We start from the raw sequence: 23148 nt of genomic DNA, 5'->3' as shown, positions 1-23148 counted from the left end.
CGCATTCCTGCCGGAACTCGATGATCTGTTAGGCGTATGTACACGCGCCGGTCCATACTCGTCTCCACGCTTGCACTACCTCTGCTACCGCAGACGTTCGGTGAACGATCGCTTCCCTTCGCCACGCGCCTCTCAAAAGCGGCCCGCCAGCAGATTGGCGTGACGCAGAGCTATGACGCGGCCTATGTCCGGCTCGATTACCCCATGGGAGATGTGGACCGGTCGACCGGCGTCTGCACCGATGTCGTTGTCCGCGCCTACCGGGATGCTTTCGAGGTGGATCTTCAGAAACTCGTCCACGATGATATGAAAACCGCGTTTGCGGATTATCCAGCAATCTGGGGGCTCAGCCGTCCAGACCGGAACATTGATCACAGACGAGTACCTAATCTCGAACGATTCTTCGAACGCCAGGGCGTGGACTTGCCCCTGCCCGCAGCGCTGGATGGCTGGCAGCCGGGTGATCTGTATACAATGCGATTGGGCGGCCGCTTGCCTCACATAGGAATCGTATCGGACAAGCGAACGTCTGCCGGCCACCCATATGTGATTCACAACATTGGTGGCGGCACGCAGGAAGAGGACATCCTCGGACTATTCGGCGACGAACGCCGGTTCCGCTTTGAAGTGACTGCCTAAACCTAGTCGTCCTCATTCCATTCGGAAATGGGTTGCTCCGGCGTCCGCTCTTCCTTGCGGAGACGCATCACGGCCGCCTTGATATCGTCGCGGTCAAATTCGTCCTGATCTTCGGCAGTCCGGACAGGCGCCCGCGTGTAGGCAAAGACGCTAATTCCGTCATCCTCTTGCTCGTCAGCCTTGACGTCTTCCACAGGCTTTTCCGGGAAGGATTCTGCCTCAGCTTCAGCGTCAGCTTCCGCCTCAACTTCTTCCTCATCCCGACCATCATCCATGAAATCGGTCACGAAGGATTCAATCTCTTCGGTATCACCGCCCGCGTCCACAAGCAGCTCTTCTTCGCTAAGCGCCTCCTCATCCGGCATCTGGAACCCGGCCGGAATGACATCCGACAGCAGACCTTCTGCTTCGAGGTCTGCCTTGCCCGGCAGCGTGCTCAGGCTCTCAAGGCCGAAATGCTCAAGGAACGCATCCGTGGTCCCATAGGTCAGTGGCTGGCCCGGCGTCTTGCGCCGGCCTTTAATCTTTATCCAGCCGGTCTCCATCAGCGTGTCGATCACGGCTTTGGAAACCGCCACGCCCCGAACCGCTTCGATCTCTGCGCGCGTGACTGGCTGGCCGTAGGCAATGATCGCCAGGGTTTCGAGCGCCGCCTGGCTGAGTTTCTTCTGAACCTGTCGCTCTTCCACGAAGAGATAAGACAGGTCCTGCGCTGTCTGGAAGCGCCATTTGCCGGCGACCTCGACCAGGTTCACCCCCCGGTTCACATAAAGCGCCCGCAGGGTCATCAACACTTCAGCGGCTTCAACACCGTGCGGAAGAATTTCCGCAATCTGCGTTGCCGACAATGGTTCACCCGCTGCGAACAGAACAGCCTCAGCCCGGCGCACGCCTTCAGCCAGCGCCTCGTTCATGTCTTCGTGCAGCGCTTCTTCAGACCGGCGGAAAGCCAGCGCGAGCTGCGTGACCGCGCTCGGTTTCTTCTCGGCTGACGTTTCGTCGTTCATTTCAATCTTCTCAAACATCTGCATGGCTGCCCCCCTGTGGGTGGCTTTGCGCATTCCGCAGGTACAACGGCGCAAAATGGGTGTCCTGCCGGACTTCGACCTCGCCGTCGCGTACAAGTTCCAGCGCCGCTGAGAATACGCTGGCCGTGACCGAGCGTGTGGGCAACTCCGGGTCCACATCCGTCATGGTCAGGCTGATCTCGTCAAGTGAAGACCACTGCGCGAGCTGACCGCGAAGCTGCCTGAGCGTCGTACGGGCAAGTTCCAGAGGCAAGACCAGCTGTTGCTCGATCACGTGCGGGCGCTCTTTCTCGCGCCGATCCCTGATCGAACCGAAAGCCTGCGTCAGCTCGTACAGGCTGGCATTCCATTCCGTGTGGCGAATCACTTTGGGCTGCTCAGGCGTGCCACGCAGGAAAACGACATTGTCCAATATCGGCCCGCCCTGCAGCTCTTTCACGGCATCGCGCATGGCGTCGAGCCGCTTCAGACGAAAAGCAAGCCGCGAAGCCATCTCTTCGCCAGTCGGTTCGTCTTCTTCCGGCTTTTCCGGCTTTGGCAGGAGAAGTCTAGACTTCATGAATGCCAGCCAGGACGCCATCAGAAGATAGTCGGCTGCGAGGTCCATCCGGCGCTTCTTCGCGTCCTCAATGAAGACGAGATACTGCTCGGCCAATTCGAACATGGATAGATGCAGGAGATCCACCTTCTGACGGCGGGCAAGCTCCAGCAGCAGATGCAGCGGGCCTTCATATCCGCCGACATCGACGCGGAAAATGTCCTGGATGTCAGCCTCTTCCATGTCGGAAGAGAGAGTCTCCATTGTGACAGAATCGCTACTCATTCGGCCGCTCCCACATTCGGGAATAGCTCATGGAACCGCTGCCAGGCCTTGGCCGGTTCAATCGGTTCGGCCTGCTGCGCGATGGCATCAGCAGCAGCGGCACGCTCCGCGGGACGCCCTGCCAAAACAGGGGCGGCTTCCGCCACTTCCGTCATTTCGGCGAGAATTTCTGCTGGATCCTTGAGAAACCCAGAGCAATGCAGCAGCACATCACAACCCGCCGCGATCGACGCGTGCGCGCGTTCAGCGAGGCTGCCGCCAAGTGCCCTCATCCCCAGATCATCGGTCATCAGGAGCCCATCAAACCCGATTCGACCTCGTATGATCTCCTGAATCATGTAGCGGGACACTGTTGCTGCCTTACCGGGATCGTAGGCCTCATAAGCAATGTGGGCTGTCATCGCCATCGGCGCATCAGCGACTCGGGAGAAGGCATCGAAGTCTTTCGACAGCTCATTGTCCCCAGCGGTTATTCGTGGCAGCTGCAAATGGCTGTCTGCCATGGACCGGCCATGCCCGGGAATGTGTTTGATCACGCTCGCTACCCCGCCAGCGTGCAGACCGGCCATAGCGGCTTGGGCAAGGTCCGCCGCCTGCTCCGGCTCTGCGCCAAACGCCCTGTCCCCAATCACGTCATGCGCCCCTGGCACCGGCAGGTCGACAACCGGAGCGCAATCGGCGTGGATCGACAAACTCGCGAGTTCCGACGCAATCAGCCTGTGGCCGAGCCAGCAAGCCTCTCGCCCTAGCTCAGCGTCCTTTTCATAGATCGCAGCGTAGTCCGCGCCGCGGGGAAACAGCGGCCATTCCGGCGCCTTTAGCCGCGCCACACGCCCACCTTCCTGGTCGATGAAGATCAACGTTTTCCGGCCTGTCGAATCCCAGATGTCCGCCACCAGCCTGCGCACCTGATCACGTGACACGCACGAACGGCCCATGAGAATCACACCCCACGGGTTTTGCGCCTTGAACAGGTCCGCTTCACCTGGTGTCAGGACTGAGCCTGAAACGCTGAGGATACAGGCCTTCGCCACTATCCGGTCACCACAATACAGTTGTCGCCTTCGGCCTTCAGCGCATCGCAAAAGGCGTCTGCCTCTGTTTTTTGGCTAAAGCCGCCGACTCGCAAGCGGTAGAACACACCTTTGGCGCCCAGATCGGCCCGCTGGATGCGTTTTCCGGCACCGCGGTAGAGATCCGGGTGCTCAGACGCAGATTTGCGCCATGCGGCCTCAGCAGCATCCTGGGTACGAAACGCTGCCACTTGCACGAGGTACTGACCCCCTTCGCTGAAGGCGAACTGTGGTGAGACCTCACGCGGCGGCGGGAGTGGCGCGCGCGGCGCTGGCATCGGCGCAAGCGCCTCCGACTCAATCCCCCGGTCAGGCCGGCTGAGATCGGCCAGTTCAGCTACCTCATCGGCGACCGAGTTCGGCATCCCATTGTCCGGATCGCTGCCATCCACCTCATCGTCCGTCGGACGCAAATCAATGGGCGGACCGCCCTGCAGCATGTCCGAGCCGTCGCCGCCATCGAGATTTGCCAGGTCCGGTATGCGCTCGGAAGCATCCATCTGGTCATAGAAGCGCTTGTCGGTATCGCGGACTTCCAGTCCTCCCCGTTCATCCGGAATACGTTTGTAGGGCTGCGCATCGGCAATCACGCTGGGCAACCCTCCTCCATTGGACCGGACGCCTTGACGGTATGTGTTCCAGACGACTGCGCCGAACACCAGCAGCACACCGATCGCCAGCGCCAGGATCAATGGTCCACGCGCGGTCTCATCGTCGCGAATGTCGAACCCGCGATAGTCATCTTCGAATGGTGAGGCCTCATCGGCGCCGTACCGGTAGCGACTCATGAAACGTCCCTTCTGGCTTGTTTCCTGAGGTTAATTTTTAGGCTCGTTTCGTTAACGGCAATTGAACAGCAGCCCATAGCTCCAGGGCGATGGCAGGGATTTCCTCAAATCTTGCAGTAGGTCCCAGCCTTCATCCCAGCTGGCTGAGGTCACAGAGGCGCCGGTGCTCCTCAATGGCATAGCCGTCGGTCATGCCCGCGATGTAATCGCAAACGATGCGGGCCCGGCGAAACGCATCCGCCTGCGAGGCATCTTCCCGCCAGGGCGATGGGAGCGTTTGCGGCTCTGAAGTGAACCCCTCGAACAGCTCTGCCAGGATCCGCTTCGCCTTCGAACGCATCCGGTTCACTTTGTAATGCTTGTACATCCGCTCAAACAGGAAGGCCCTGAGTGCCCGCTGTTTGTCAGCAAGCTCGTCACTGAACCCCACTAGCGGCTCACCCAGACCGCGGACTTCCGCTGCGCTCGCCGGCTGAAGGCGCTTCACCCGGCGCCGGGTTTCGTCAACAAGATCGTTGATCCAGACACCGATGAGCTGGCGCACCGCTTCATATGTGACCATCCGGTCCGTCAGATGTGGGTATTCAATTTTAACGCCCCGGAAAACATCTCCCACGATGGGCAGTTCCATCAATTCCTGGATCGTGAAGAGGCCCGCAGCAATGCCGTCGTCAATGTCGTGATTATTGTAGGCGATGTCGTCTGACAGAGCCGCAACCTGGGCCTCCGGCCCCGCGAACTGGTCAAGTTCCAGGTCTTCAATGCGGGAAAACTCCCGGAATGCGGCCGGGAGATCGGCGGCGCTCGTATCGCCATCTATCAACGGGCCGTTGTGTTTTACCAAGCCTTCCAGCATTTCCCAGGTCAGGTTTAGGCCGTCGAAATTCGGATAGCGCACTTCCAACCGCGTGACGACGCGGAGCGTCTGGGCGTTATGATCAAAACCGTCAAATGGTTCCATGCACGCGTCCAGCTGATCCTCACCAGCGTGCCCGAACGGTGGGTGGCCCATATCGTGCGCCAGCGCCATGGCCTCAGCCAGGTCCTCATCCAGCCCCAGCGTACGTGAAATACTGCGGGCAATCTGCGCCACTTCCAGAGAATGGGTCAGACGCGTGCGAAAATGATCACCTTCATGCGCCACAAAGACCTGCGTTTTCTGCTTCAGGCGCCGAAAAGCTGTGGAGTGAATGATGCGGTCGCGGTCGCGCTGGAAGGGCGTGCGCGTGGCAGACGGAGCTTCATCGTGATACCGGCCCCGGCTGTCTTCATGGCGCGTTGCATACACCGCTCTCTTTTCCATTGGTCCAAACGTCCCTATCTATGGGTCATGAGCACGACGACTGCCCCTGATGTGACCCTTACCGCTTCGGCTGCCAAGCGCATTAATGCGATTCTGGCCAAACAGGACGGCGCAGACTTTTTGCGCGTCTCTGTCGAGGGAGGCGGCTGTTCCGGCTTCTCATACAAGTTCGATTTCGCCTCAGAGGCGAATCCGGACGATCTGCTGGTTGAACGCGACGGGGCCAAGGTCCTGATCGATGAAATGAGCCTCGAATTTCTGAATGGTTCTGAGATCGACTTTTCGACCGAACTGATCGGCGCAGCGTTCAAGATCAACAATCCGAACGCAACGGCTGCCTGCGGCTGCGGGACAAGCTTTTCAATCTGACGCCGGGTAACCGCTCGCGCCAGTTGCACCTTCGCGATAGGGTCCGACGGTCAGGAGGACACTCATGAGCCAGGTACGCCCGTTCAATATTTCCGTTTCCGACGCAAAGCTCGCCGCCATCCGGGAGCGGGTTGCAGCCTATCGATGGTTTCCGGCACCCGAAAATGAAAAGGGCTTTGCGTATGGCATGTCGACGCCCGTCCTTCAGGAACTCTGCAAGTACTGGCTGAACGAATACGACTGGCGCGTGCAGGAAGACCTGCTGAACAAGTACCCGAGCTTCAAGGCTGACGTCGGCGGCATGGAAATCCACTTTGTCCACGTTGTGGGTGAAGCCGAAGGCAAGCGCCCGCTATTGCTGACCCATGGCTGGCCGGGTTCGTTCTTCGAGTTCTGGGACGCCATCGAACCGCTCGCCTTCCCGTCCCGCCATGGTGGCGACGCAGCCGATGCATTCGATGTCGTGATCCCCAGCCTGCCTGGCTACGCGTTCTCGGAGAAGCCCGCCTCTCCCATGGGCCAACGCGCAACCGCGGCGCTGTGGGATGAGCTTATGCGCGATGTGCTCGGCTACAAATCTTATCTTGCCCAAGGCGGAGACTGGGGCGGGCTTGTCACATCCTGGCTAGGCCTGAACCATGGCGCGCACGACAAGAATGGCGGGTGCCGCGCGATCCACCTCAACATGATTGGTTTCCGTCCGACACCGCCAACTCCGAACACGGAGGAAGAAGCGAACTGGCTGACCAACATGCAGGGCGCGATGCAAGCCGAAGGCGCCTATTTCATGGAGCAGGCGACAAAGCCGCAGACACTCGCCATGGCGCTGATGGATTCTCCGGTTGGCACGACTGCCTGGATCATCGAGAAGTTCCATGGCTGGTCAGACCTGCGTGAAGGTGACCTATACTCCGTCTACACACGAGACCAGCTGCTAACGAATGTGATGCTGTACCTCGTCAATGATGCGATCGCGACCAGCGTCTGGTATTACAACGCCCTATTCCAGGAAGGCGGTGTGCAGCTGCCGGAAGGTGCTCGCTGTGAGACACCGACCGGGTTTGCGAATTTCCCGGGAGAGAAGGTTTATACGGCCCCACCAAAAAGCTGGGTCGAACGAGCCTACAATCTCGTGCATTGGCGTGACATGCCGAAAGGCGGCCACTTTGCAGCGATGGAAAAGCCTACGCTCTTTGTCGATGAAGTCAGGGCCTGGGCACGCGCGCACGATTAGGCGCGCAGATCATTCCCGACATTGTCCAGCACGGCGTTGGCGAATTTTGCCTCTGACTCTTCAAAAAAGTCGTGTGCGAGGGACACATACTCATCCATGATCACGGCATGGGAAAGATGCTGGTGCACGATGAACTCAGCGGCGCCTGCGCGGAGCAAGGCGCGCATCGTGGCGTCTAGGCGGGTCAGCTTCCACCCTGATGCAAGGCGTTTCAGGATCGCTTTGTCGACCCTCGCCTGATTGTCTACCACACCATTGACGATGGACTTGAAAAGATCCGGATCGGCCTCTTCCACCGGTTCCTCATTCGGACCGATGCCAAGTTTGTCTTCCATGAAGGCACGAATGGTCTCGCGCGCCGACTTGCCGGTCTGCTCCATCGCATAGAGCGCCTGCACGGCCGCAAGGCGCGCACCAGCCCGGCGCGCGCGTGTGACTTCAAATGGAAACTTCTGATCGCTCAACGAATGAGTTCCTTGCGGAATTTGATCATGGAGAGACAAGCGTTCGCTGCGTCCGCACCCTTGTTGCCGCGTTTGCGATCGGCACGTGCCAGCGCTTGTGCCTCGTTCTCGACGGTCAGAATGCCGTAGCCGATGGCCTGCCGGCGATTGACGATCAGGTCCATAAGGCCCCGCGCGCTCTCGCCACAGACATAGTCATAGTGGGTCGTCTCACCGCGGATCACGCAACCCAAGGCGACCGCACCATCGAAGCGTCCCGAGTCTGCCGCCATGGCGATCACACCCGGCAGCTCAAAAGCGCCCGGCACTTCCATCACCGTGACTTTTGCGTCGGCAGCTTCCAGCACTTCCATCGCGCCAGCCAGCATCTCTTCGGAAATATGTTTATAGTAGTGCGAAACCGCTACCAGGACCCGGTCAGCCATCAGTTTGTCTCCTCGTTGAGGCGGCGCCACCCCTCTATCGTCATGCCGTATCCGTCAAGCCCTGCAACGCGGGTGGGCTGCGTATCGGACAGGTAAATCATCTTGCGCACGCCGAGCTCCCGCAGAATTTGTGCACCAATCCCGTACTCGCGCAGCGGCGAGGTCGGGTCTTTCGGTGTCGACGTCTTCAGACCGAGGCGTTCGGCAATGGCATTCGCCTGCATCGTGTTTACGAACACGACCACGCCTGGCTCTTCCGCTTCGGCAATGATCCGCATCGCACGTTCGACCAGGCCCTGTCGTGGACCGCGCTCGCCCAGGATATCTGCCAGCACGTCGGTGCGGTGGACGCGAACCAGCGTGGTGGAGTCTGGCTTGATCGTGCCGTGAACGATGGCGATGTGCTCGGAATTGTCGAGCACATTGCGGAAGCACACGGTCCGGAAGCCTTCTCCATAGGCCGACTCCAGCGGTGCCTCGACCCGGCGCTCAAGGAAGCGGTCATTCTGGCGGCGCCATGCGATCAGGTCGGCAATGGTACCGATTTTCAGATTATGGAGCTGCGCGAAGGCAACGAGGTCCGGCAGGCGAGCCATCGAGCCGTCCTCGTTCATGATCTCGCAGATCACACCGGCCGGATAGAGGCCGGCCATGCGAGAAATGTCGACAGCGGCTTCCGTATGGCCCGCGCGGACCAGCGTCCCGCCATCCTTGGCGACCAGCGGGAAAACGTGACCGGGTGAAACGATATCATCGTAGTCCTTGGTCGGGTCGATAGCGACAGCGATAGTCTTCGCACGATCATGCGCGGAAATCCCTGTCGTGACGCCTTCCTTCGCCTCAATGGAAACGGTGAAGGCCGTGCCCATGCTCTCCCGGTTGTTCCGGGTCATCATGTCGAGATTCAGCGTATGAGCACGTTCCTGTGTCATGGCGAGGCAGATCAGGCCCCGGCCGTGACGGGCCATGAAATTGACTTGTTCCGGCGTCGCAAAATTTGCCGGGATAATCAGGTCTCCCTCATTCTCGCGGTCTTCTGCATCCACAAGGATGAACATGCGCCCGTTGCGGGCGTCTTCGATGATCTCGTCGATCGAGGAGATCGCGTGCTTGAACTCGTCTGACATTGTTTCACTGCCCTTCAGGTGCATCAGCACCAATCATGCGGGCGACGTAGCGTGCCAGCATATCTATCTCAAGGTTCACACGGCTGCCCGGCTGCAGATCAGCCAGCGTGGTCACCTCCCATGTGTGCGGAATAACAGCGACCTGGAAGTCGCCATTCGGCAAGGCATCCGCGACGGTCAGCGAAACGCCGTTCACCGCGGCGGACCCCTTGGTCGCAAAATACTTCGCCAGATCAGCCGGTGGACGGATCGTGATCCGGCGGCTCTGACCCTCCGGCTCGATGGAGACGATTTCGCCGACGCCATCGACATGGCCGAAGACGAAATGTCCGCCCAGCTCATCGCCCAGTTTCAGGCTCTGCTCCAGATTGACCCGTGCGCCTTCGTTCCACTCTCCGAGCACCGTCTTCGCGAGCGTCTCCGGCACGGCCTCAACGGAAAACCAGGCGCCGCGCTCACCCTGCCCCTTATCGACGACGGTGAGGCAAACACCGGAGTGCATGATCGACGCGCCCATGGCGATGTCTTCCAGCGGGTAACCGCTTTCAACTTCGAACCGCGTCAAGCCGTTGCGGTGTTCCGCCTTCCGGACAGTGCCGACATCGGTGACGAGACCTGTGAACATGGGAAGACCTTCAGGCGACTTTTGCTAAAAACGAACATAAGTGTTCAGAACGTCATCCCCAATGCGTTCCGTCGCGACAGGTTTCCACCGTGTCGCATCCGACAGGGTCTGAAGGCCAAGTCCCCCAAGGGCTGGTAAGCCGTCGCCGCCAATCAGGATTGGCGCCACAAACCAGGCAATTTCATCAACAAGACCAGCGCGGATAAAGCTTGCAGCCAACGTTCCGCCGCCTTCAATCAGCAGCGAAGAAATTCCTTCCGCGGATGCCCGGCGTAGCAAATCCTGTACATCCATCCGTACGCCGTTACCGCAGCGCCAGATCTCCACGCCGCTCCGCGTCAGGAAATCCTGCGGCTGGCCATTGGTCGCCACCACGACGCGGCCGCTCGATACCGACTGCACAAGGCGGGAGCTGAGCGGTGTGCGCCCATTGGAATCCGCCACGATACGAACGGGCTGCTTCTTCGGCAGGGGCACCGTGCGCGCGGTGAGCAGCGGGTCGTCCGCCAGAACAGTACCAATGCCTACAAGGATGGCATCGTGCGAAGCACGCAATTGGTGCCCCCGGGCCCGGGACTCACTGGATGTGATCCACTGGCTCGTCCCATCGGCAAGGGCGATCCGCGCGTCCAGCGAAGTGGCGAGCTTCAGCGTGACCCGCACGCCGCTCATTCGCCTTCGAGGTCCTCTTCGTCCTCAAGCGCGGCCTTTTCGATGAACTGGGCAAAATCGCTCGGATCACGGAAGTCCTTGTAGACGCTGGCGAAGCGGACATAGCCGACCGGATCGACCATGCGCAGCGCCTCCATCGCCAGCTCACCTACATCGTTGGAGGCAACTTCCGGCTCGCCAGCGCTTTCCAGCTTCCTCAGAATACCTGAAACCATCTGGTCGATCTGTTCACGGTCGACCGGGCGCTTGCGCAGCGCAATCGTGATCGACCTTGCGAGACGTTCCCGGTCAAACGGCACACGCTTGCCGTCCCGCTTTACAACCGTCACTTCGCGCAGCTGCACCCGCTCGAATGTTGTAAACCGGGCGCCGCAGCTTTCGCAGACCCTGCGGCGGCGCACAGCGGTATCGTCTTCAGCCGAGCGGCTGTCTTTCACCGATGTGTTCTCAGATCCGCAGAAAGGACAACGCAAACCGGATCAGCCTCCCAAGCCACCATAAATCGGGTACTGCGCCGTCAGCGCTTTGACTTCGTCGCGAATACGGTCTTCCGTAGACGCACTGTCGCCCGTCGCGACGGCATCGACGATCTCGCCTATCCAGTTGCCGATCCGGGTGAATTCTTCTTCTCCGAAGCCACGCGTGGTGCCAGCCGGTGAACCGACGCGAATACCGCTGGTGATCGTTGGCTTCTCAGGATCGAACGGCACGCCATTCTTGTTGCAGGTGATAAATGCACGGCCGAGTGCGGCCTCAGCGTCCTTACCGGTCACCTTTTTGGGGCGCAGGTCGATCAGCGCAAGGTGCGTATCCGTGCCGCCAGAGACAACATCCAGTCCGCTGGCTTTCGCCGCAGCGGCCATGGCTCTGGCATTTACGACCACCTGCGCAGCATATTCTTTGAAAGACGGACGCAGCGCCTCACCAAAGGCAACAGCCTTCGCCGCGATGACATGCATCAGCGGGCCACCCTGAATGCCGGGGAAGATCGCCGAATTGATCTTCTTGGCCAGCTTCTCGTCATTGGTCAGGATCATGCCACCGCGCGGGCCACGAAGCGTCTTGTGCGTGGTGGTGGTTGCCACGTCGGCATAGTCGAGCGGGTTCGGATGCGCCCCGCCTGCCACGAGACCAGCAAAGTGAGCCATGTCGACCATGAACACCGCGCCAACTTCGTCAGCGACCGCCCGGAAGCGGGCAAAGTCGATTTCACGGGGATAGGCAGAGCCGCCTGCGATGATCATCTGCGGACGGTGCGCCTTGGCCAGGCGTTCGACCTGTTCGAAATCGATGCGGTCATCTTCCCGGCGCACGCCGTACTGGACGGCATTGAACCATTTGCCCGACTGGTTGGGGGGTGCGCCGTGCGTCAGGTGACCGCCAGCATCGAGGCTCATGCCGAGGATTGTGTCGCCTGGTTTCAGGACAGCCTGGAAAACACCCTGGTTGGCCTGGCTGCCGGAGTTCGGCTGGACATTGGCAAACTGGCAATTGAAGAGCTGTTTTGCGCGGTCGATCGCGAGATTTTCAGCAATGTCGACGAATTCGCATCCGCCATAATAGCGCCGGCCCGGATAGCCTTCGGCATATTTGTTGGTGAGGACGGATCCCTGCGCTTCCAGAACCGCCTTGGAGACGATGTTTTCCGAAGCGATCAGCTCGATTTCGTGCTGTTGGCGCCCCTGTTCCTTGCCGATCGCGGCGAAAACTTCCGGATCGCTCTCTTCAAGACCGGTCGAAAAGAAACCGCTGGTATCAAACCGTTGCGTCTGGGCGGTGTCTGCCATGGGATTCTCCTGCTTTCCGTGCGCTGTTTACGCGCAGAGGCGCGCGCTCGCAACTGGACAATCCCGCATAACAGTCGGCAGATTTTCTCAATCTTGTTTGATGTAATAAGGGTAATCGCGCGCTAATACTTATGATCTTCTGGTCTTACCGCGTTCTTCGTGACATTATGTTTTGAATTACCGTAGCATTATAAAAATAACGGTGGTGGCAAGATGGGTGACCCGAAGCAGGTTGACGTGCTGGGGATGACGACAGGGATCGTCTCGTCCTTCGTTTCCAACAATACAGTTCCAGCATCCGACCTGCCCGGTCTGATCCGGTCCGTACATGACGCGATCTTGTCGTTGTCCGAGGAAGATTCGAACAATGCCGAAGCCCTCTCGCCCGCGGTTCCGATTTCGAAATCCATTACACCGGACTTCCTGATCTGCCTGGAAGACGGCAGGAAGCTCAAAATGCTGCGCCGTTACCTGCGGTCCCGCTACTCCATGACACCGGAGGAATATCGGGAACGGTGGAACCTACCGGCCGATTACCCGATGGTCGCACCGAATTATGCCAAACTGCGCTCAAAGCACGCGAAGAACATCGGTCTCGGCAAGAAAAAGAGATAGGCGCCCAAAGGCGCCTATTCCGTTTGAATTCAGATGGCTCAACGTCGATCAGGCGGCCTTGTCGAGGCCCAGCTGCTTCCAGACGGCAAGGATCGCTTCGACCAGTTCGTCCATCATGACGGCGTCGTGCACCGGGCTCGGCGTAAAACGCAGGCGCTCGGTGCCACGCGGTACGGTCGGGTAATTGATCGGCTGAACATAGATGCCGAAATCGAACAGCAACGTGTCGGACAGGGCCTTGCACCGCTCCGGATCGCCCACGAGCAGCGGGACGATGTGCGACGGAGATTCCATGACCGGCAGGCCCGCATCGCGGAATTTCTGCTTCAGCTCTGCGGCCTTGGCCTGATGGATGGCGCGCAGTTTGCGGCCTTCATCGGAGCGCAGCTTCTGGATGCTGGCCAACGCTCCTGCCGCCATGACCGGGCAAGTTGACGTGCTGAAGATGAAGCCGGACGCCATCGAACGGATGGCATCGATCACGGTCGCCTTGGAAGCGATGTAACCGCCCATCACGCCATAACCTTTGGCGAGCGTACCCTCGATAATGTCGATCCGATCGGACAGACCGAGCATTTCGGCAACGCCAGCGCCCTGGCTGCCGTAAAGGCCGACAGCATGCACTTCGTCCAGATAGGTCAGCGCATTGAACTCATCTGCCAGGTCACAGATTTCCTTCATGCGGCCGAAATCGCCATCCATGGAGTAGACGCTTTCGAAAGCGATCACTTTCGGACGGTCCGGATCGTCGTTTTCAAGCAGGGCGCGCAGGTGGTCCACATCATTATGGCGGAACACCCGGTAATCGGCGCCCGAACGGCGGATCCCCTCGATCATCGAAGCATGGTTGAGCTGATCGGAATAGATGATCAGGTCTTTCATGATCTTGCCGAGCGTTGACAGGGTCGCGTCATTGGACACGTAGCCGGACGTGAACAGCAGCGCTGCTTCCTTCTGGTGCAGGTCCGCCAGCTCCCGCTCCAGATCGACGTGGAACCGCGTCGTACCGGAAATGTTGCGCGTACCGCCTGAGCCGGCACCAAAGCTGTCGATCGCTTCGTGCATCGCCTGGATGACATCATCATCCTGACCCATGCCGAGATAGTCATTTGAACACCAGATGGTGACTTCGCGCTCACCATCCTCGAACCGGGCGGTGGCCTTTGGGAAACGCCCCTTGTGGCGCTGCAGGTCAATAAAGACCCTGTAGCGTCCCTCGGAATGAATGGTGCCGAGGGCATCCTCAAAGGCCTTCAGGTGTTTCATCTGCTTATCCCTTATAAGCTCTGGGAAGTTTACTTAGACGCTTCGGTCGCGACATTTAATGGGCTGATAGCGCTTTCGCCGTTTTTGTCGCATCCGGGACACTACTTAGGAGTCGTAGCCTGGATATTCGCGGTCCAGTTTCCGAAGAAGTGCAGGCCAGACAAGCTTTTCGGTCAGCATGGACATGCCATTGCTGTTTTCAGTCATGCCGCCCTGCCCGGCCACTTTGTCCTGAAGGCCGTCATCACATTCCAGCACGCCATCACGGCCCGCGGACAGCGCCATGATCTGCATCTTGCAGGCGCGCTCGAGGAAGAACATGCGCGTAAACGTGATTGCTGCGGTTTCACCGCAGGTAAGCGTGCCGTGATTGCGCAGGATCATGGAGTGCTTCTTCGGGCCGAGATCGGCCACCAGGCGTTCTCGCTCGTCGAGATCAAGCGCGATGCCTTCATAGTCGTGATAGGCAACGTCTTCCCGTACAGCGAGTGCTGTCTGGCTGATCGGCAGCAGGCCCTCTTTCTGGGCCGAAACGGCGACGCCCTGGTCCGTATGCACGTGCATCACGACTTTCGCGTCGTCACGTGCGGCATGCACAGCGGAATGGATCGTGAAGCCCGCCGGATTGATCATGGACTCGGTCTCCTGGACGACGTTTCCATCCAGATCGACCTTCACAAGAGACGATGCTGTGATTTCTTCAAAGAAATAGCCATATGGATTGATAAGGAAGTGATGATCAGGCCCCGGCACGCGGTGGGAGATGTGGGTGAAGATCATATCGTCCCAGCCATACATCGCAGTCAGGCGGTAAAGTGCCGCGAGATCCACCCGCGCCTGCCATTCCTCAGCGCTCACTGAACCACGAATATCGGCTGTCTGGTTGCCATCGGCCATGTCTCTGCTCCCTTTGTTCTGCGGCCGCAACTTATCCCAAAAGCCTCAACTTCGCCACTCCAAAGCTGACGCCTCCGTCACAGTTGAAAGACCACATGTAAAGCGACGCCTTGACGCCGCTGCGGAACCTCAACCACATGAGCGCGATGAGTACACTCAGATTTGCCTTTTTCGCTTCCAAGCGCCCAGAAGCCCAGTCTGCCCTGCCCACGCTCGTCCAGCGCTACGGACAGCACAGCGAGGCTGATGCCGACGTGATTGTCGCGCTGGGTGGGGATGGCGCGATGCTGGATTCGCTGCGCCGCCGCTTTGGGGATTCCAAACCCGTCTATGGGATGAACCGGGGCACAATCGGCTTCCTTATGAACGAATACAAGGAAGATGACCTGATTGAGCGCGTAAACGCGGCAGAACGGGCCCAGATCATACCGCTCAGCATGGTGGCAACGGATATCCACGGGCAGGAACATACGGCTCTTGCGATCAATGAAGTGTCGCTGTTCCGCGAAACGGCCCAGACGGCCCGCCTGCGCATCACGGTGGATGGCAAGGTTCGCATGGAGGAACTCTCCTGCGACGGCGTCATGGTTGCCACGCCTGCAGGCTCGACCGCCTACAATCTCTCGGCCCATGGCCCGATCCTACCGATTGGGGCGAACCTGCTGGCCCTCACCCCTGTTAGTGCATTCCGCCCCCGCCGCTGGCGCGGCGCGCTCCTTCGTCATGATGCAAAAGTCACGATCGAGGTCATCGCACCGGATCGCCGGCCGGTTGCCGGCGCCGCCGACAATCAGGAAGTTCGCGACATTGCAACCGTGCGGGTGGAAGCTGATCGCAGCAAACGGCTTACGATGCTTTTCGATCCCGGCCACGCCCTCGACGAGAGAATTCTCCGGGAGCAGTTCGGCTTCTGATTTCCTAGGACATTTTTAAGGCTTGGGCGGCTTATTGAGCGCTCAGGAGTGCCCAATGTTCAAGAATCTGCTGACCGCCCTGCCGACCCGGCGCAAATCGACAACTGCCACCACCGCCGAAGTCACCATCGACATCAGCCGCGTGATCAAACCATCCGAACCGGTCCAGGCCATCCAGACTTCAGATTCTTCAGAAGCATCCTTCGAGACGCACGATCCGAATCTCCTCGGGACCGAAATTCTCGGCAGTCTTGCCGAAGATGCCGTAGACTCGCTTTCCAGCCAGTTCGAAACATGGATGCGGGGGGATCTCGACGAGCTGGTCCGCGCTTGGGGCGTGGCGCGTGAAACGGGCGCCACGTCGGAAGACTACCGCGCCGTCTTTACCGCGGCCCACAACATCAAGGGCGCCGCGAACTCGTACGGATATCCGGCCATTGCACGGCTTTGCGGGTCCCTGAGCCGCCTTCTTGGCGACACAAAGCCCGGTGAGAACGCCGCCCTCATCAATCTTCATGTTGAAGCCTGCCGTGCCGCGTTCAATTCGATTGGCCAGGGCAGCGATGGCCAGTCCATCGCCGATGCCGTCTGTGAAGCGCTTGAAGCGCGTGTGGCGTTGAAAATCGAAAGCGCCTGAGCGCTTCAGGCAGCCTCAGCCAGCAATTCCTCTGCGTCCAGGAACTCACGGATGATGTCTGCTGTTTCGGCAGCTCGGGACACCAGGAACAGGTGTCCGCCCCCTTCAATAACATGCAGGCGCGAGTTCGGCAGGCCCAGCTTCAGGATATGCCCGTTCGCCACCGGCACGATCGTATCTTCGTCACCCATGATGACCAGCGACGGCATCTTCAGGAAACGGATGAACGGCAGGCTGGACCAACCAACGAAAGCCAGAAGCTGGTAAAAGTATCCGCGCGGATGCGGCGGCAGCAGATTGTCAATGTGCCTGCCAACTTCTCCGTCTACGGCATCACCATACAATGAGCTAAAACTGTCACGCATGAATTCGGGATCGGTGTAACGCCGCGCGTCCACCATCTTGGACAGCGACTTCGGACGTCCCGGGACCATCGTCATGCCGGCGCTGGTCGCACACAGGATCAACTTGCCGACACGGTTGCGGTACTGGAAGGCGAACTGCTGGGCGAGCGCCCCACCCCACGACACGCCCATCACATCGACGGCATCGATATGGAACTGGTCCAGCAGCTTACGCGCCCAGCGGGCGAGCATCCACGGCCTGTAAGGCCATTGCGTCACCGGGCTCTTGCCGACACCCGGTACGTCGAACGTGATGATGTCGCGGTCCGGAAACATGTCGCCCAGCCCTTGGGTCAGCTCGAGGTTTGCTCCGATACCATTGAAGAACAACAGTGGCAGGTTGTCGTTTGCCAGCTTTGCCGGCCAGAACGCTGTCCGCAGCTGAATGCCATCGACATCCTGCATCGTGATTTGTGGGCGTGGTTCCGGCATGCCTGACACTTTCTTTGTTTTTCGCCCGGACTATTCGTCGAAGACATAACGGCCCGGTGCCGGGTAAAGAGGCTGGAAAGACTCGTTCCCGCAAGTCTTTGGCGCAGTTTTAACTGTACCCGAGCGCGCCTTCAGCCATTCGCCCCAGACGGGCCACCAACTACCGGCTTCTTCTGCCGCACCAGCTGCCCACTCATCCGCAGTCGGCGCAATTGTCGAGTTGCGGAACATTTTCGCCTTCGGGTTTCCAGGGGGATTAAGAAGCGATTGAATATGCCCGCTCGAAGACAGGATGAACTCAATATTGTTCGACCCTAGCAGTCCTGCCGTGCGGTAACAGGCCTTCCACGGCGTGATATGGTCCGTCAGCCCGGCAACAATGAAGGCATCCGCCTTCACCTTCGACATGTCCAACATGTGCCCGGCCACTTCGAATTCACCCGGATGATCGAATGGCTGATTCAGCCCCATATCCAGATAATCAGAATGCAGCTGTGCCGGGAGGTTGGTGGAATCATTGTTCCAGTAGAGCACGTCAAACGGTGCTGGATCTTCACCCATCAGATAATTGTTGACGACATAATTCCAGATCAGGTCGTTTGGTCGCATCCACGCGAACATGCGCGCGAGATCGTCGCCCTTCAGGATGCCCTTCTTCTTTGAATAAGCCCGCGCGATTTCGAGGCTGCCATCGGAAACGATCTGGCCAAGCTCGCTGTCTTCTTTCTGTGGATTCAGCACACAGACCATGAAGGTGATCGAATTGATTCGGTCATCACCCGCAGCGGCAAACAGGCTCGCGAGTGTCGCGGTCGTGATGCCGCCGGAACAGGCGCCTGAAACGTTGATCTTCTTCGACTTCGTCACCTGGCGGACGACTTCGCTCGCCTGGATCAGGCTATCGACATATTCCTGCATGCCCCAGTCGGCATTCTCGCGCTTCGGGTTTCGCCAGGACACAACAAATGTCTGTTGCTCCATGGCGAGCAGGAACTGGACCATGGACGTCACCGGCGACAAGTCCATCGCATAATACTTGTTGATCTGAGGCGGAATGATCAGGATCGGCGTGCGGTGAACTTTCTCAGTTGTTGGCGCATACTGGATCAGCTCCAGCATCTCGTTCTTCCAGATCACCTGCCCTTCTGACACGGCGAGATTCTCGCCGACCTTGAAAGGCCGCTTGTCGACCTGGCTTGGCATGCCACCATTCTTCGTCAGGTCGCTATAGGCGTTCTTCAACCCCTTGAGCAGCGACAGCCCGCCGGAGTCGACCACACGCTTGGTGGCCGCCGGATTGCCGATCAGGGAGTTGGTCGGCGCCAGCGCGTCGGTGATCATACCCATGACGAACTTCGCCCGCGCATGCTCAAGTTCCGTCATCTTGAGATCGGCCACCCAGTCATTCAGGTGTTCCTGCGTCGCGAGATAAGCCTGCATGCCGCGCCGATAGAACGGGTTGTGCTCCCAGGCCGGATCGCGGAAGCGGCGGTCTTTCGGATCGGCCTTTCTCTGGGATTTGCCGAGCAGGATTGCGGCGTTTTCTTTCGCGATCTTCGAAGCGGATTTCGCGCTGGTAATCGGATTTGTCATCGTCGAGCGCAGCATCATCGCCACGGCGCCCAGCAATTCTTCCCGGTTGATCCCGCCCATGAGCGGGTTCAGCGCAAGCGTCGTCTCTGCTGCACTTCGGGCGATTTCATCCTTCGGCGTCGTCATCAGTCCCTCCCCGAGACTGCCAGAGAGCATGTATTCGCCGCCCGCTGGCTTTTGTTTATCTTTTTTCTCTTTCATTTGAGGAAAGAGTTACTTGTAAACTTTGAAAGAAAATTCGTTCCATAGTCAGAATTGCGTGTCAAACTCCGTCTTCAAACCGATGAAGACACGCGATCGCATCCTCCACGTCAGCCTGCTTCTCTTCAATGAAGAAGGAGAAGCCCAGCAAACGGCTGTCGACATCTCGAATGCGCTGGGCATCAGCCCGGGCAATCTCTACTACCATTTCAAGGGCAAGGACGCGATCATCCGGGCCTTGTTCGATGCCTTCGAGGAAGAGATGCGGGTCATCCTGCGCGGCTCCCGCGGACGGGTCACTTCGATTGAGGACAACTGGGTCTATCTCTACATCATCCTTGAAGAAATCTACGATTTTCGTTTCTTCTACCGCAACCTTGGCGTCCTGCTGGACCGGTATCCGGACCTTGCCAGCCGTTTCAGGTCTCTGGTCGCCGAGCAGCGCACCACGATCCACAATGTGCTGGCAGATCTGGGCAAGGCCGAAGTCCTGACTATCGACCCCCGACTAAGCGACGCCCTGACCGACCAGATCATGATGTCACTGACATTCTGGCTGGAAGCCGATGCGATGAACCGGTGCAACCTTGAAGGCGCAGCCCTGATCCACAAGACCGTGTTCCAGGTCATGTGCCTGATCGTGCCCTACATGGGCGAAAATGGTTTCGATGCCCTCTCACGCATGATCTCGCACTATGAAGCGAACAAGAAGTAGCTGCAGGCGACACTTCAGCCGCCTGCCTGACTATTCTGCTATTACTTCTTCGCCAGCGCTTTGGCCTGCTTCACCCACTCATCGCGGATCACGCGGCCACGGGCACCGATCTTCGCGTCCAGCGCTTCAGCCTCGGCTTTCTTCATGGCGGCCAGCTGGGCAAAGCTGTAGATGCCTGCATCGTTCAGCTTTGTCACCATCGCCGGGCCAACGCCAGTGATCTGCGAAAGATCGTCAGAAGCTTCCGGCGCAGCCACGGCGGCCTTCATGGCCTTGGAGGTCTTGTCGGCAGCCTTCTTCGCCGTCTTGGCGATGTCTGCACCGGTTTCACCGGCTACAGCTTCGATCTCGGCTGAAAGGCGCGCGATACGGGCCTTCAGGTCGACCTTGCTCAAGCGGTCTTTCGACTTGGCGACCGTCTCGGCCACTTCGTCTTCGAGCTTCTCGATCTTCGATGCGATTTTCGAGGTGCGTTCGCTCATCTGCTTCACGCCCAGCAGGTCGCGCATGCGCTCCATGCGTGCTTCGAACCGATCATAGGCTTCAGCCTGGAACTGGCGGGCCGCAGCGTTTGCTTTTGCAACGGACTTGGTCGCCTTGGTAACGCGTTCGTCGTCTGCGAAGCGGGCTTTCACGTCAGTCTCGATCTTTTCACCGCGCTTCACCAACTCTTCGAAGAGTTCGGTCGATTGCTTGTTGAACGTATTCGCGTTCGCAAGCGCGGTGTCATAGGCCTTGCCATAGGCGCCAACGCCGGCAAGCCAGATTTTGTGAGCCATCTCGGCCGATTGTGCCTCAATGGCCTTGCCGACCTGCTCCGCCTTTACGCGAGCGTCGGATTTCTTTGCCTTCTTGGCTTTCGCTTTTTTGTCTTTAGCCATGGGAAATTCTCCTGATGGGTTTGTCCATGGCGCCAAAGATAAGGAAAAAGTCTAGAATCCGCATACTAATCGCCATTGCCCTTGATTGGCGTGGCGCTGCATCTCTATGAATGCCCCATCAGAAAGAGAGGATTTCAACATGAGCGCAGTCGACTACACCGTGGATGGCCAGACCTATGAAGGTTACTTTCTTGCCCCCGAAGGCAAGACGAACCTGCCTGTCGTGGCGATCGCGCATGCCTGGGGCGGTCTTGGGGACAATGAGATCCAGAAAGCGGGCCGCGTCGTCAACGAACTTGGCTATGCCGCGTTCGCGATGGACGTTTATGGAAAGGGCAAGCGCGGCACGACCGTCGAGGAAAACCAGGCCCTGATGAACCCGCTGGTCGGCAATCGCGCCGAGCTGCAGAAGCGCCTCGCAGGCGGCCTTGCCGCAGCAAAAGCACAGCCGGGCGTGGACGCTTCCAAAGCTGCCGCCATCGGTTTCTGCTTCGGCGGCCTGTGCGTGCTTGATATGGCCCGTGCCGGCATGGATCTGCTGGGTGTCGCCTCGTTCCACGGTCTGTTCAACTCGGCAGACAACATTCCCTCACCGAAGATCAGCACCAAGGTCCTGATCGAACATGGCTGGCTGGACCCAATGGCTCCGCCTGCGGACGTACTGGCCATTGCAAAGGAAATGAGCGACGCCGGTGCCGACTGGCAAATGCATGCCCACGGCCAGTCTTATCACGCCTTCACAACCCTGGGCGCTAACAACATGGACATGGGCACGGTTTACAATGCCGATGCGGACCGGCGCAGCTTCGCCAGCCTCAAACTCTTTCTGGAAGAACTCTTCTAGTCAGCCCGGAGCGCATAGCCGGCAGAGCGGACAGTCCGTATCGGATCGTCACCCCCGCTCTGCCGGAGCGCCTTGCGCAGGCGCCCCACATGCACGTCCACTGTGCGCAGCTCGACATAGACGTCAGAGCCCCACACCGTATCGAGCAGCTGCTCGCGCGAGAACACCCGCCCCGGATGCTGCATGAAATAGTCGAGCAGCCGGAATTCCGTCGGTCCGAGATGGATATCGCTTCCATTGCGCATGACCCGGTGCTCGACACGGTCAATCTCAATATCGCCCACCACCACTTTGTCATCCCGCAACCCCGGACGGATCCGGCGCAGGACAGCACGCACGCGCGCCATCAGCTCCGTGGTTGAAAACGGCTTGGTTACGTAATCGTCCGCACCCGTATCAAGACCGCGGATGCGGTCGCTTTCCTCGCCGCGCGCTGTTAGCATGATGATCGGAAGGTTCGGGTTCACCCCGCCGCTGCGCACCCGGCGGCAGACCTCGATGCCGCTGACTTTTGGCAGCATCCAGTCGAGCAATAGCAGGTCAGGCGCCCGCTCTTCCATCATCAGCAAGGCCTCTTCGCCATCATGGGCAATGGCGACCTCATAATCCTCGCGCTTCAGATTGTATTGAAGCAGTTCCGAGACAGCGCTCTCGTCTTCTGCGATCAGCACGTAAGGTTTCATGTCATACTCCTGGCGAACACCGTTCGGGTGCTTAAAGTTTCGGGCGGTCCTGCTGCACCAGGTTTTCACCCGTGATCTGGAAGAAGACGAATTCGGCGATATTGGTACAGTGATCGCCGATCCGCTCAAGATTTTTCGCCATGAACAGCATATGCGCCCCATCGCTGATCGAACGCGGGTCTTCGATCATGTAGGTCAGCATCTCGCGGAACAGGGCGTTGTAGTGCTGGTCAATTTCATCGTCTGTTTCCCAGACAGCCTTTGCTTCAGCTGCATTACCGGATGCATAGGCGTTCAGCACTTGGTGCAATTGTCGCGATACCGGCCCCGCCATCCGGGCAACGCCGCTGCGCATGGCAGGAAAAACCGCTGCGTCCAGATTCAACGCGCGCTTGCCGATATTCTTGGACAGGTCGCCGATCCGCTCAAGTTCGCCGGAAACTTTCAGCGCCGCGAAGACAGAGCGCAGATCGTGCGCCATGGGCTGTCGCCGCGCGATCAGGCTGACAATCTGGCGCTCGACTTCTGCCTCCATCCGGTCGACCTGCGGATCACGCTCGATGACGTCGGCTGCGAGTTCCAGATCATTGTGAAGAACGGCCCGGCAGGAATCGACGATCATCTCCTCAACGATTCCGCCCATGCGTAGAATGTCTGCAGACAGACGTTCTAGTTCTTCGGTAAAGGCTGATACAATATGGTCTGACAT

27 protein-coding genes are annotated in these 23148 nt (G+C 59.0%); 8 read left to right on the top strand and 19 right to left on the bottom strand.

From position 1 onward, the window contains the following. Window positions 1–36 precede the first annotated feature (36 nt). Entirely contained in the window at window positions 37–639 is a 603-nt protein-coding gene (locus HY26_RS17725; protein ID WP_034764886.1) for a DUF1287 domain-containing protein, read from the top strand. A 2-nt stretch (window positions 640–641) separates the two neighbouring features. On the opposite strand, the gene scpB is transcribed toward HY26_RS17725, so the two are convergent. The 5 genes from scpB to HY26_RS17700 form a co-directional block, all read right to left on the bottom strand. Beyond that, window positions 642–1646: an SMC-Scp complex subunit ScpB gene (scpB, locus tag HY26_RS17720; protein ID WP_112074257.1), complete on the bottom strand. Its 1005-nt coding sequence runs from the start codon at window positions 1644–1646 to the stop codon at window positions 642–644. Window positions 1647–1656: 10 nt separating this feature from the next. After that, window positions 1657–2490: a ScpA family protein gene (locus HY26_RS17715; RefSeq protein WP_112074242.1), complete on the bottom strand. Its 834-nt coding sequence runs from the start codon at window positions 2488–2490 to the stop codon at window positions 1657–1659. Next, a complete protein-coding gene (gene nagZ / locus HY26_RS17710; RefSeq protein ID WP_233351680.1) occupies window positions 2487–3524 on the bottom strand; it encodes a beta-N-acetylhexosaminidase in 1038 nt (345 codons plus the stop codon). The genes HY26_RS17715 and nagZ overlap by 4 nt, the downstream gene beginning before the upstream one ends. Continuing rightward, window positions 3524–4351, bottom strand: coding sequence for an SPOR domain-containing protein (locus HY26_RS17705; RefSeq protein ID WP_034764889.1), 828 nt, complete (start codon window positions 4349–4351; stop codon window positions 3524–3526). Before HY26_RS17705 ends, nagZ begins: the two co-directional genes overlap by 1 nt. A gap of 130 nt (window positions 4352–4481) precedes the next feature. Next, on the bottom strand, window positions 4482–5654 hold the full coding sequence (locus HY26_RS17700) for a deoxyguanosinetriphosphate triphosphohydrolase (protein WP_065382740.1): 1173 nt from the start codon (window positions 5652–5654) through the stop codon (window positions 4482–4484). A gap of 27 nt (window positions 5655–5681) precedes the next feature. On the opposite strand from HY26_RS17700, the gene erpA reads away from it, so the two are divergent. Then, window positions 5682–6023, top strand: a complete 342-nt coding sequence (gene erpA / locus HY26_RS17695; RefSeq protein WP_112074241.1) for an iron-sulfur cluster insertion protein ErpA — start codon at window positions 5682–5684, stop codon at window positions 6021–6023. Window positions 6024–6087: 64 nt separating this feature from the next. Continuing rightward, the gene (locus HY26_RS17690; RefSeq protein ID WP_034764915.1) at window positions 6088–7257 is read left to right on the top strand and encodes an epoxide hydrolase family protein; all 1170 of its coding nucleotides are present in this window, start codon (window positions 6088–6090) and stop codon (window positions 7255–7257) included. Here the strand turns inward: HY26_RS17690 and nusB are convergent. Genes nusB through glyA form a run of 7 tightly spaced genes read right to left on the bottom strand, consistent with a single transcriptional unit; the run spans window position 7254 to window position 12357 of the window. Continuing rightward, window positions 7254–7721: a transcription antitermination factor NusB gene (gene nusB, locus HY26_RS17685; RefSeq protein ID WP_034764917.1), complete on the bottom strand. Its 468-nt coding sequence runs from the start codon at window positions 7719–7721 to the stop codon at window positions 7254–7256. The two genes, HY26_RS17690 and nusB, sit on opposite strands and share 4 nt — an antisense overlap. After that, window positions 7718–8146 (bottom strand): 6,7-dimethyl-8-ribityllumazine synthase, encoded by a 429-nt coding sequence (gene ribH, locus HY26_RS17680; protein ID WP_034764920.1) that lies wholly within the window; start codon window positions 8144–8146, stop codon window positions 7718–7720. The genes nusB and ribH overlap by 4 nt, the downstream gene beginning before the upstream one ends. After that, a complete protein-coding gene (gene ribB, locus HY26_RS17675) occupies window positions 8146–9273 on the bottom strand; it encodes a 3,4-dihydroxy-2-butanone-4-phosphate synthase (protein ID WP_034764923.1) in 1128 nt (375 codons plus the stop codon). The genes ribH and ribB overlap by 1 nt, the downstream gene beginning before the upstream one ends. Window positions 9274–9277: 4 nt before the next feature. Further along, the gene (locus tag HY26_RS17670; RefSeq protein WP_034764927.1) at window positions 9278–9898 is read right to left on the bottom strand and encodes a riboflavin synthase; all 621 of its coding nucleotides are present in this window, start codon (window positions 9896–9898) and stop codon (window positions 9278–9280) included. A 24-nt stretch (window positions 9899–9922) separates the two neighbouring features. Further along, the gene (locus HY26_RS17665; protein WP_034764931.1) at window positions 9923–10570 is read right to left on the bottom strand and encodes a RibD family protein; all 648 of its coding nucleotides are present in this window, start codon (window positions 10568–10570) and stop codon (window positions 9923–9925) included. Then, window positions 10567–11043, bottom strand: a complete 477-nt coding sequence (gene nrdR / locus HY26_RS17660; RefSeq protein ID WP_034764935.1) for a transcriptional regulator NrdR — start codon at window positions 11041–11043, stop codon at window positions 10567–10569. Before nrdR ends, HY26_RS17665 begins: the two co-directional genes overlap by 4 nt. A gap of 6 nt (window positions 11044–11049) precedes the next feature. Then, window positions 11050–12357 (bottom strand): serine hydroxymethyltransferase, encoded by a 1308-nt coding sequence (glyA, locus tag HY26_RS17655; protein ID WP_034764938.1) that lies wholly within the window; start codon window positions 12355–12357, stop codon window positions 11050–11052. 213 nt (window positions 12358–12570) lie between these two features. Here glyA and HY26_RS17650 point away from each other — a divergent pair, with 213 nt between their 5' ends. Continuing rightward, the gene (locus HY26_RS17650) at window positions 12571–12972 is read left to right on the top strand and encodes a MucR family transcriptional regulator (RefSeq protein ID WP_112074240.1); all 402 of its coding nucleotides are present in this window, start codon (window positions 12571–12573) and stop codon (window positions 12970–12972) included. A gap of 48 nt (window positions 12973–13020) precedes the next feature. Here HY26_RS17650 and hemA read toward each other — a convergent pair whose 3' ends face one another. After that, window positions 13021–14238: a 5-aminolevulinate synthase gene (hemA, locus tag HY26_RS17645; protein WP_034764948.1), complete on the bottom strand. Its 1218-nt coding sequence runs from the start codon at window positions 14236–14238 to the stop codon at window positions 13021–13023. A gap of 105 nt (window positions 14239–14343) precedes the next feature. Then, on the bottom strand, window positions 14344–15135 hold the full coding sequence (locus tag HY26_RS17640) for a class II aldolase/adducin family protein (protein ID WP_034764957.1): 792 nt from the start codon (window positions 15133–15135) through the stop codon (window positions 14344–14346). 146 nt (window positions 15136–15281) lie between these two features. On the opposite strand from HY26_RS17640, the gene HY26_RS17635 reads away from it, so the two are divergent. Together HY26_RS17635 and HY26_RS17630 are read left to right on the top strand one after the other, a co-directional pair. Beyond that, window positions 15282–16049 (top strand): NAD kinase, encoded by a 768-nt coding sequence (locus tag HY26_RS17635; RefSeq protein WP_081813032.1) that lies wholly within the window; start codon window positions 15282–15284, stop codon window positions 16047–16049. Between the two features lie 55 nt (window positions 16050–16104). Then, a complete protein-coding gene (locus HY26_RS17630; protein WP_112074239.1) occupies window positions 16105–16686 on the top strand; it encodes an Hpt domain-containing protein in 582 nt (193 codons plus the stop codon). 5 nt (window positions 16687–16691) lie between these two features. Here HY26_RS17630 and HY26_RS17625 read toward each other — a convergent pair whose 3' ends face one another. Then, window positions 16692–17522: an alpha/beta fold hydrolase gene (locus HY26_RS17625; protein WP_034764963.1), complete on the bottom strand. Its 831-nt coding sequence runs from the start codon at window positions 17520–17522 to the stop codon at window positions 16692–16694. 30 nt (window positions 17523–17552) lie between these two features. Then, window positions 17553–19241 carry an alpha/beta fold hydrolase gene (locus tag HY26_RS17620; protein ID WP_112074255.1) on the bottom strand — a complete coding sequence of 563 codons (1689 nt, stop codon included), beginning with the start codon at window positions 19239–19241 and terminating at the stop codon, window positions 17553–17555. A 157-nt stretch (window positions 19242–19398) separates the two neighbouring features. Between HY26_RS17620 and HY26_RS17615 the strand changes: the two genes are divergently transcribed. Further along, window positions 19399–20031, top strand: a complete 633-nt coding sequence (locus tag HY26_RS17615; protein ID WP_112074238.1) for a TetR/AcrR family transcriptional regulator — start codon at window positions 19399–19401, stop codon at window positions 20029–20031. Between the two features lie 41 nt (window positions 20032–20072). On the opposite strand, the gene HY26_RS17610 is transcribed toward HY26_RS17615, so the two are convergent. Continuing rightward, the gene (locus HY26_RS17610) at window positions 20073–20912 is read right to left on the bottom strand and encodes a phasin family protein (RefSeq protein WP_051599801.1); all 840 of its coding nucleotides are present in this window, start codon (window positions 20910–20912) and stop codon (window positions 20073–20075) included. Window positions 20913–21051: 139 nt separating this feature from the next. On the opposite strand from HY26_RS17610, the gene HY26_RS17605 reads away from it, so the two are divergent. Continuing rightward, window positions 21052–21756, top strand: a complete 705-nt coding sequence (locus HY26_RS17605; protein ID WP_112074237.1) for a dienelactone hydrolase family protein — start codon at window positions 21052–21054, stop codon at window positions 21754–21756. On the opposite strand, the gene phoB is transcribed toward HY26_RS17605, so the two are convergent. Together phoB and phoU are read right to left on the bottom strand one after the other, a co-directional pair. Beyond that, complete coding sequence (phoB, locus tag HY26_RS17600; RefSeq protein ID WP_034764970.1) at window positions 21753–22439, bottom strand: phosphate regulon transcriptional regulator PhoB; 687 nt, start codon at window positions 22437–22439, stop codon at window positions 21753–21755. The genes HY26_RS17605 and phoB overlap by 4 nt on opposite strands. Window positions 22440–22470: 31 nt before the next feature. Then, window positions 22471–23148 carry a phosphate signaling complex protein PhoU gene (phoU, locus tag HY26_RS17595; RefSeq protein WP_034764972.1) on the bottom strand — a complete coding sequence of 226 codons (678 nt, stop codon included), beginning with the start codon at window positions 23146–23148 and terminating at the stop codon, window positions 22471–22473.

It is taken from the genome of Hyphomonas sp. GM-8P, assembly GCF_003263315.1.
Taxonomy (GTDB): Bacteria; Pseudomonadota; Alphaproteobacteria; order Caulobacterales; family Hyphomonadaceae; genus Hyphomonas.
This window is presented reverse-complemented; position numbering and strand designations above follow the sequence as displayed.

What these genes read in the sequence shown, in the direction of transcription:
- HY26_RS17625 (WP_034764963.1), bottom strand. Translation starts at nt 17,522, where the DNA reads ATGCCGGAACCACGCCCACAAATCACGATGCAGGATGTCGATGGCATT.
- HY26_RS17635 (WP_081813032.1), top strand. Translation starts at nt 15,282, where the DNA reads ATGAGTACACTCAGATTTGCCTTTTTCGCTTCCAAGCGCCCAGAAGCC.
- HY26_RS17705 (WP_034764889.1), bottom strand. Translation starts at nt 4,351, where the DNA reads ATGAGTCGCTACCGGTACGGCGCCGATGAGGCCTCACCATTCGAAGAT.
- phoB (WP_034764970.1), bottom strand. Translation starts at nt 22,439, where the DNA reads ATGAAACCTTACGTGCTGATCGCAGAAGACGAGAGCGCTGTCTCGGAA.
- ribH (WP_034764920.1), bottom strand. Translation starts at nt 8,146, where the DNA reads ATGGCTGACCGGGTCCTGGTAGCGGTTTCGCACTACTATAAACATATT.
- HY26_RS17665 (WP_034764931.1), bottom strand. Translation starts at nt 10,570, where the DNA reads ATGAGCGGCGTGCGGGTCACGCTGAAGCTCGCCACTTCGCTGGACGCG.
- HY26_RS17690 (WP_034764915.1), top strand. Translation starts at nt 6,088, where the DNA reads ATGAGCCAGGTACGCCCGTTCAATATTTCCGTTTCCGACGCAAAGCTC.
- HY26_RS17715 (WP_112074242.1), bottom strand. Translation starts at nt 2,490, where the DNA reads ATGAGTAGCGATTCTGTCACAATGGAGACTCTCTCTTCCGACATGGAA.
- HY26_RS17605 (WP_112074237.1), top strand. Translation starts at nt 21,052, where the DNA reads ATGAGCGCAGTCGACTACACCGTGGATGGCCAGACCTATGAAGGTTAC.
- HY26_RS17700 (WP_065382740.1), bottom strand. Translation starts at nt 5,654, where the DNA reads ATGGAAAAGAGAGCGGTGTATGCAACGCGCCATGAAGACAGCCGGGGC.
- HY26_RS17610 (WP_051599801.1), bottom strand. Translation starts at nt 20,912, where the DNA reads ATGGCTAAAGACAAAAAAGCGAAAGCCAAGAAGGCAAAGAAATCCGAC.
- HY26_RS17725 (WP_034764886.1), top strand. Translation starts at nt 37, where the DNA reads ATGTACACGCGCCGGTCCATACTCGTCTCCACGCTTGCACTACCTCTG.
- hemA (WP_034764948.1), bottom strand. Translation starts at nt 14,238, where the DNA reads ATGAAACACCTGAAGGCCTTTGAGGATGCCCTCGGCACCATTCATTCC.
- glyA (WP_034764938.1), bottom strand. Translation starts at nt 12,357, where the DNA reads ATGGCAGACACCGCCCAGACGCAACGGTTTGATACCAGCGGTTTCTTT.
- phoU (WP_034764972.1), bottom strand. Translation starts at nt 23,148, where the DNA reads ATGTCAGACCATATTGTATCAGCCTTTACCGAAGAACTAGAACGTCTG.
- ribB (WP_034764923.1), bottom strand. Translation starts at nt 9,273, where the DNA reads ATGTCAGACGAGTTCAAGCACGCGATCTCCTCGATCGACGAGATCATC.
- HY26_RS17630 (WP_112074239.1), top strand. Translation starts at nt 16,105, where the DNA reads ATGTTCAAGAATCTGCTGACCGCCCTGCCGACCCGGCGCAAATCGACA.
- HY26_RS17670 (WP_034764927.1), bottom strand. Translation starts at nt 9,898, where the DNA reads ATGTTCACAGGTCTCGTCACCGATGTCGGCACTGTCCGGAAGGCGGAA.
- HY26_RS17650 (WP_112074240.1), top strand. Translation starts at nt 12,571, where the DNA reads ATGGGTGACCCGAAGCAGGTTGACGTGCTGGGGATGACGACAGGGATC.
- HY26_RS17615 (WP_112074238.1), top strand. Translation starts at nt 19,399, where the DNA reads ATGAAGACACGCGATCGCATCCTCCACGTCAGCCTGCTTCTCTTCAAT.
- HY26_RS17640 (WP_034764957.1), bottom strand. Translation starts at nt 15,135, where the DNA reads ATGGCCGATGGCAACCAGACAGCCGATATTCGTGGTTCAGTGAGCGCT.
- scpB (WP_112074257.1), bottom strand. Translation starts at nt 1,646, where the DNA reads ATGAACGACGAAACGTCAGCCGAGAAGAAACCGAGCGCGGTCACGCAG.
- HY26_RS17620 (WP_112074255.1), bottom strand. Translation starts at nt 19,241, where the DNA reads ATGACGACGCCGAAGGATGAAATCGCCCGAAGTGCAGCAGAGACGACG.
- erpA (WP_112074241.1), top strand. Translation starts at nt 5,682, where the DNA reads ATGAGCACGACGACTGCCCCTGATGTGACCCTTACCGCTTCGGCTGCC.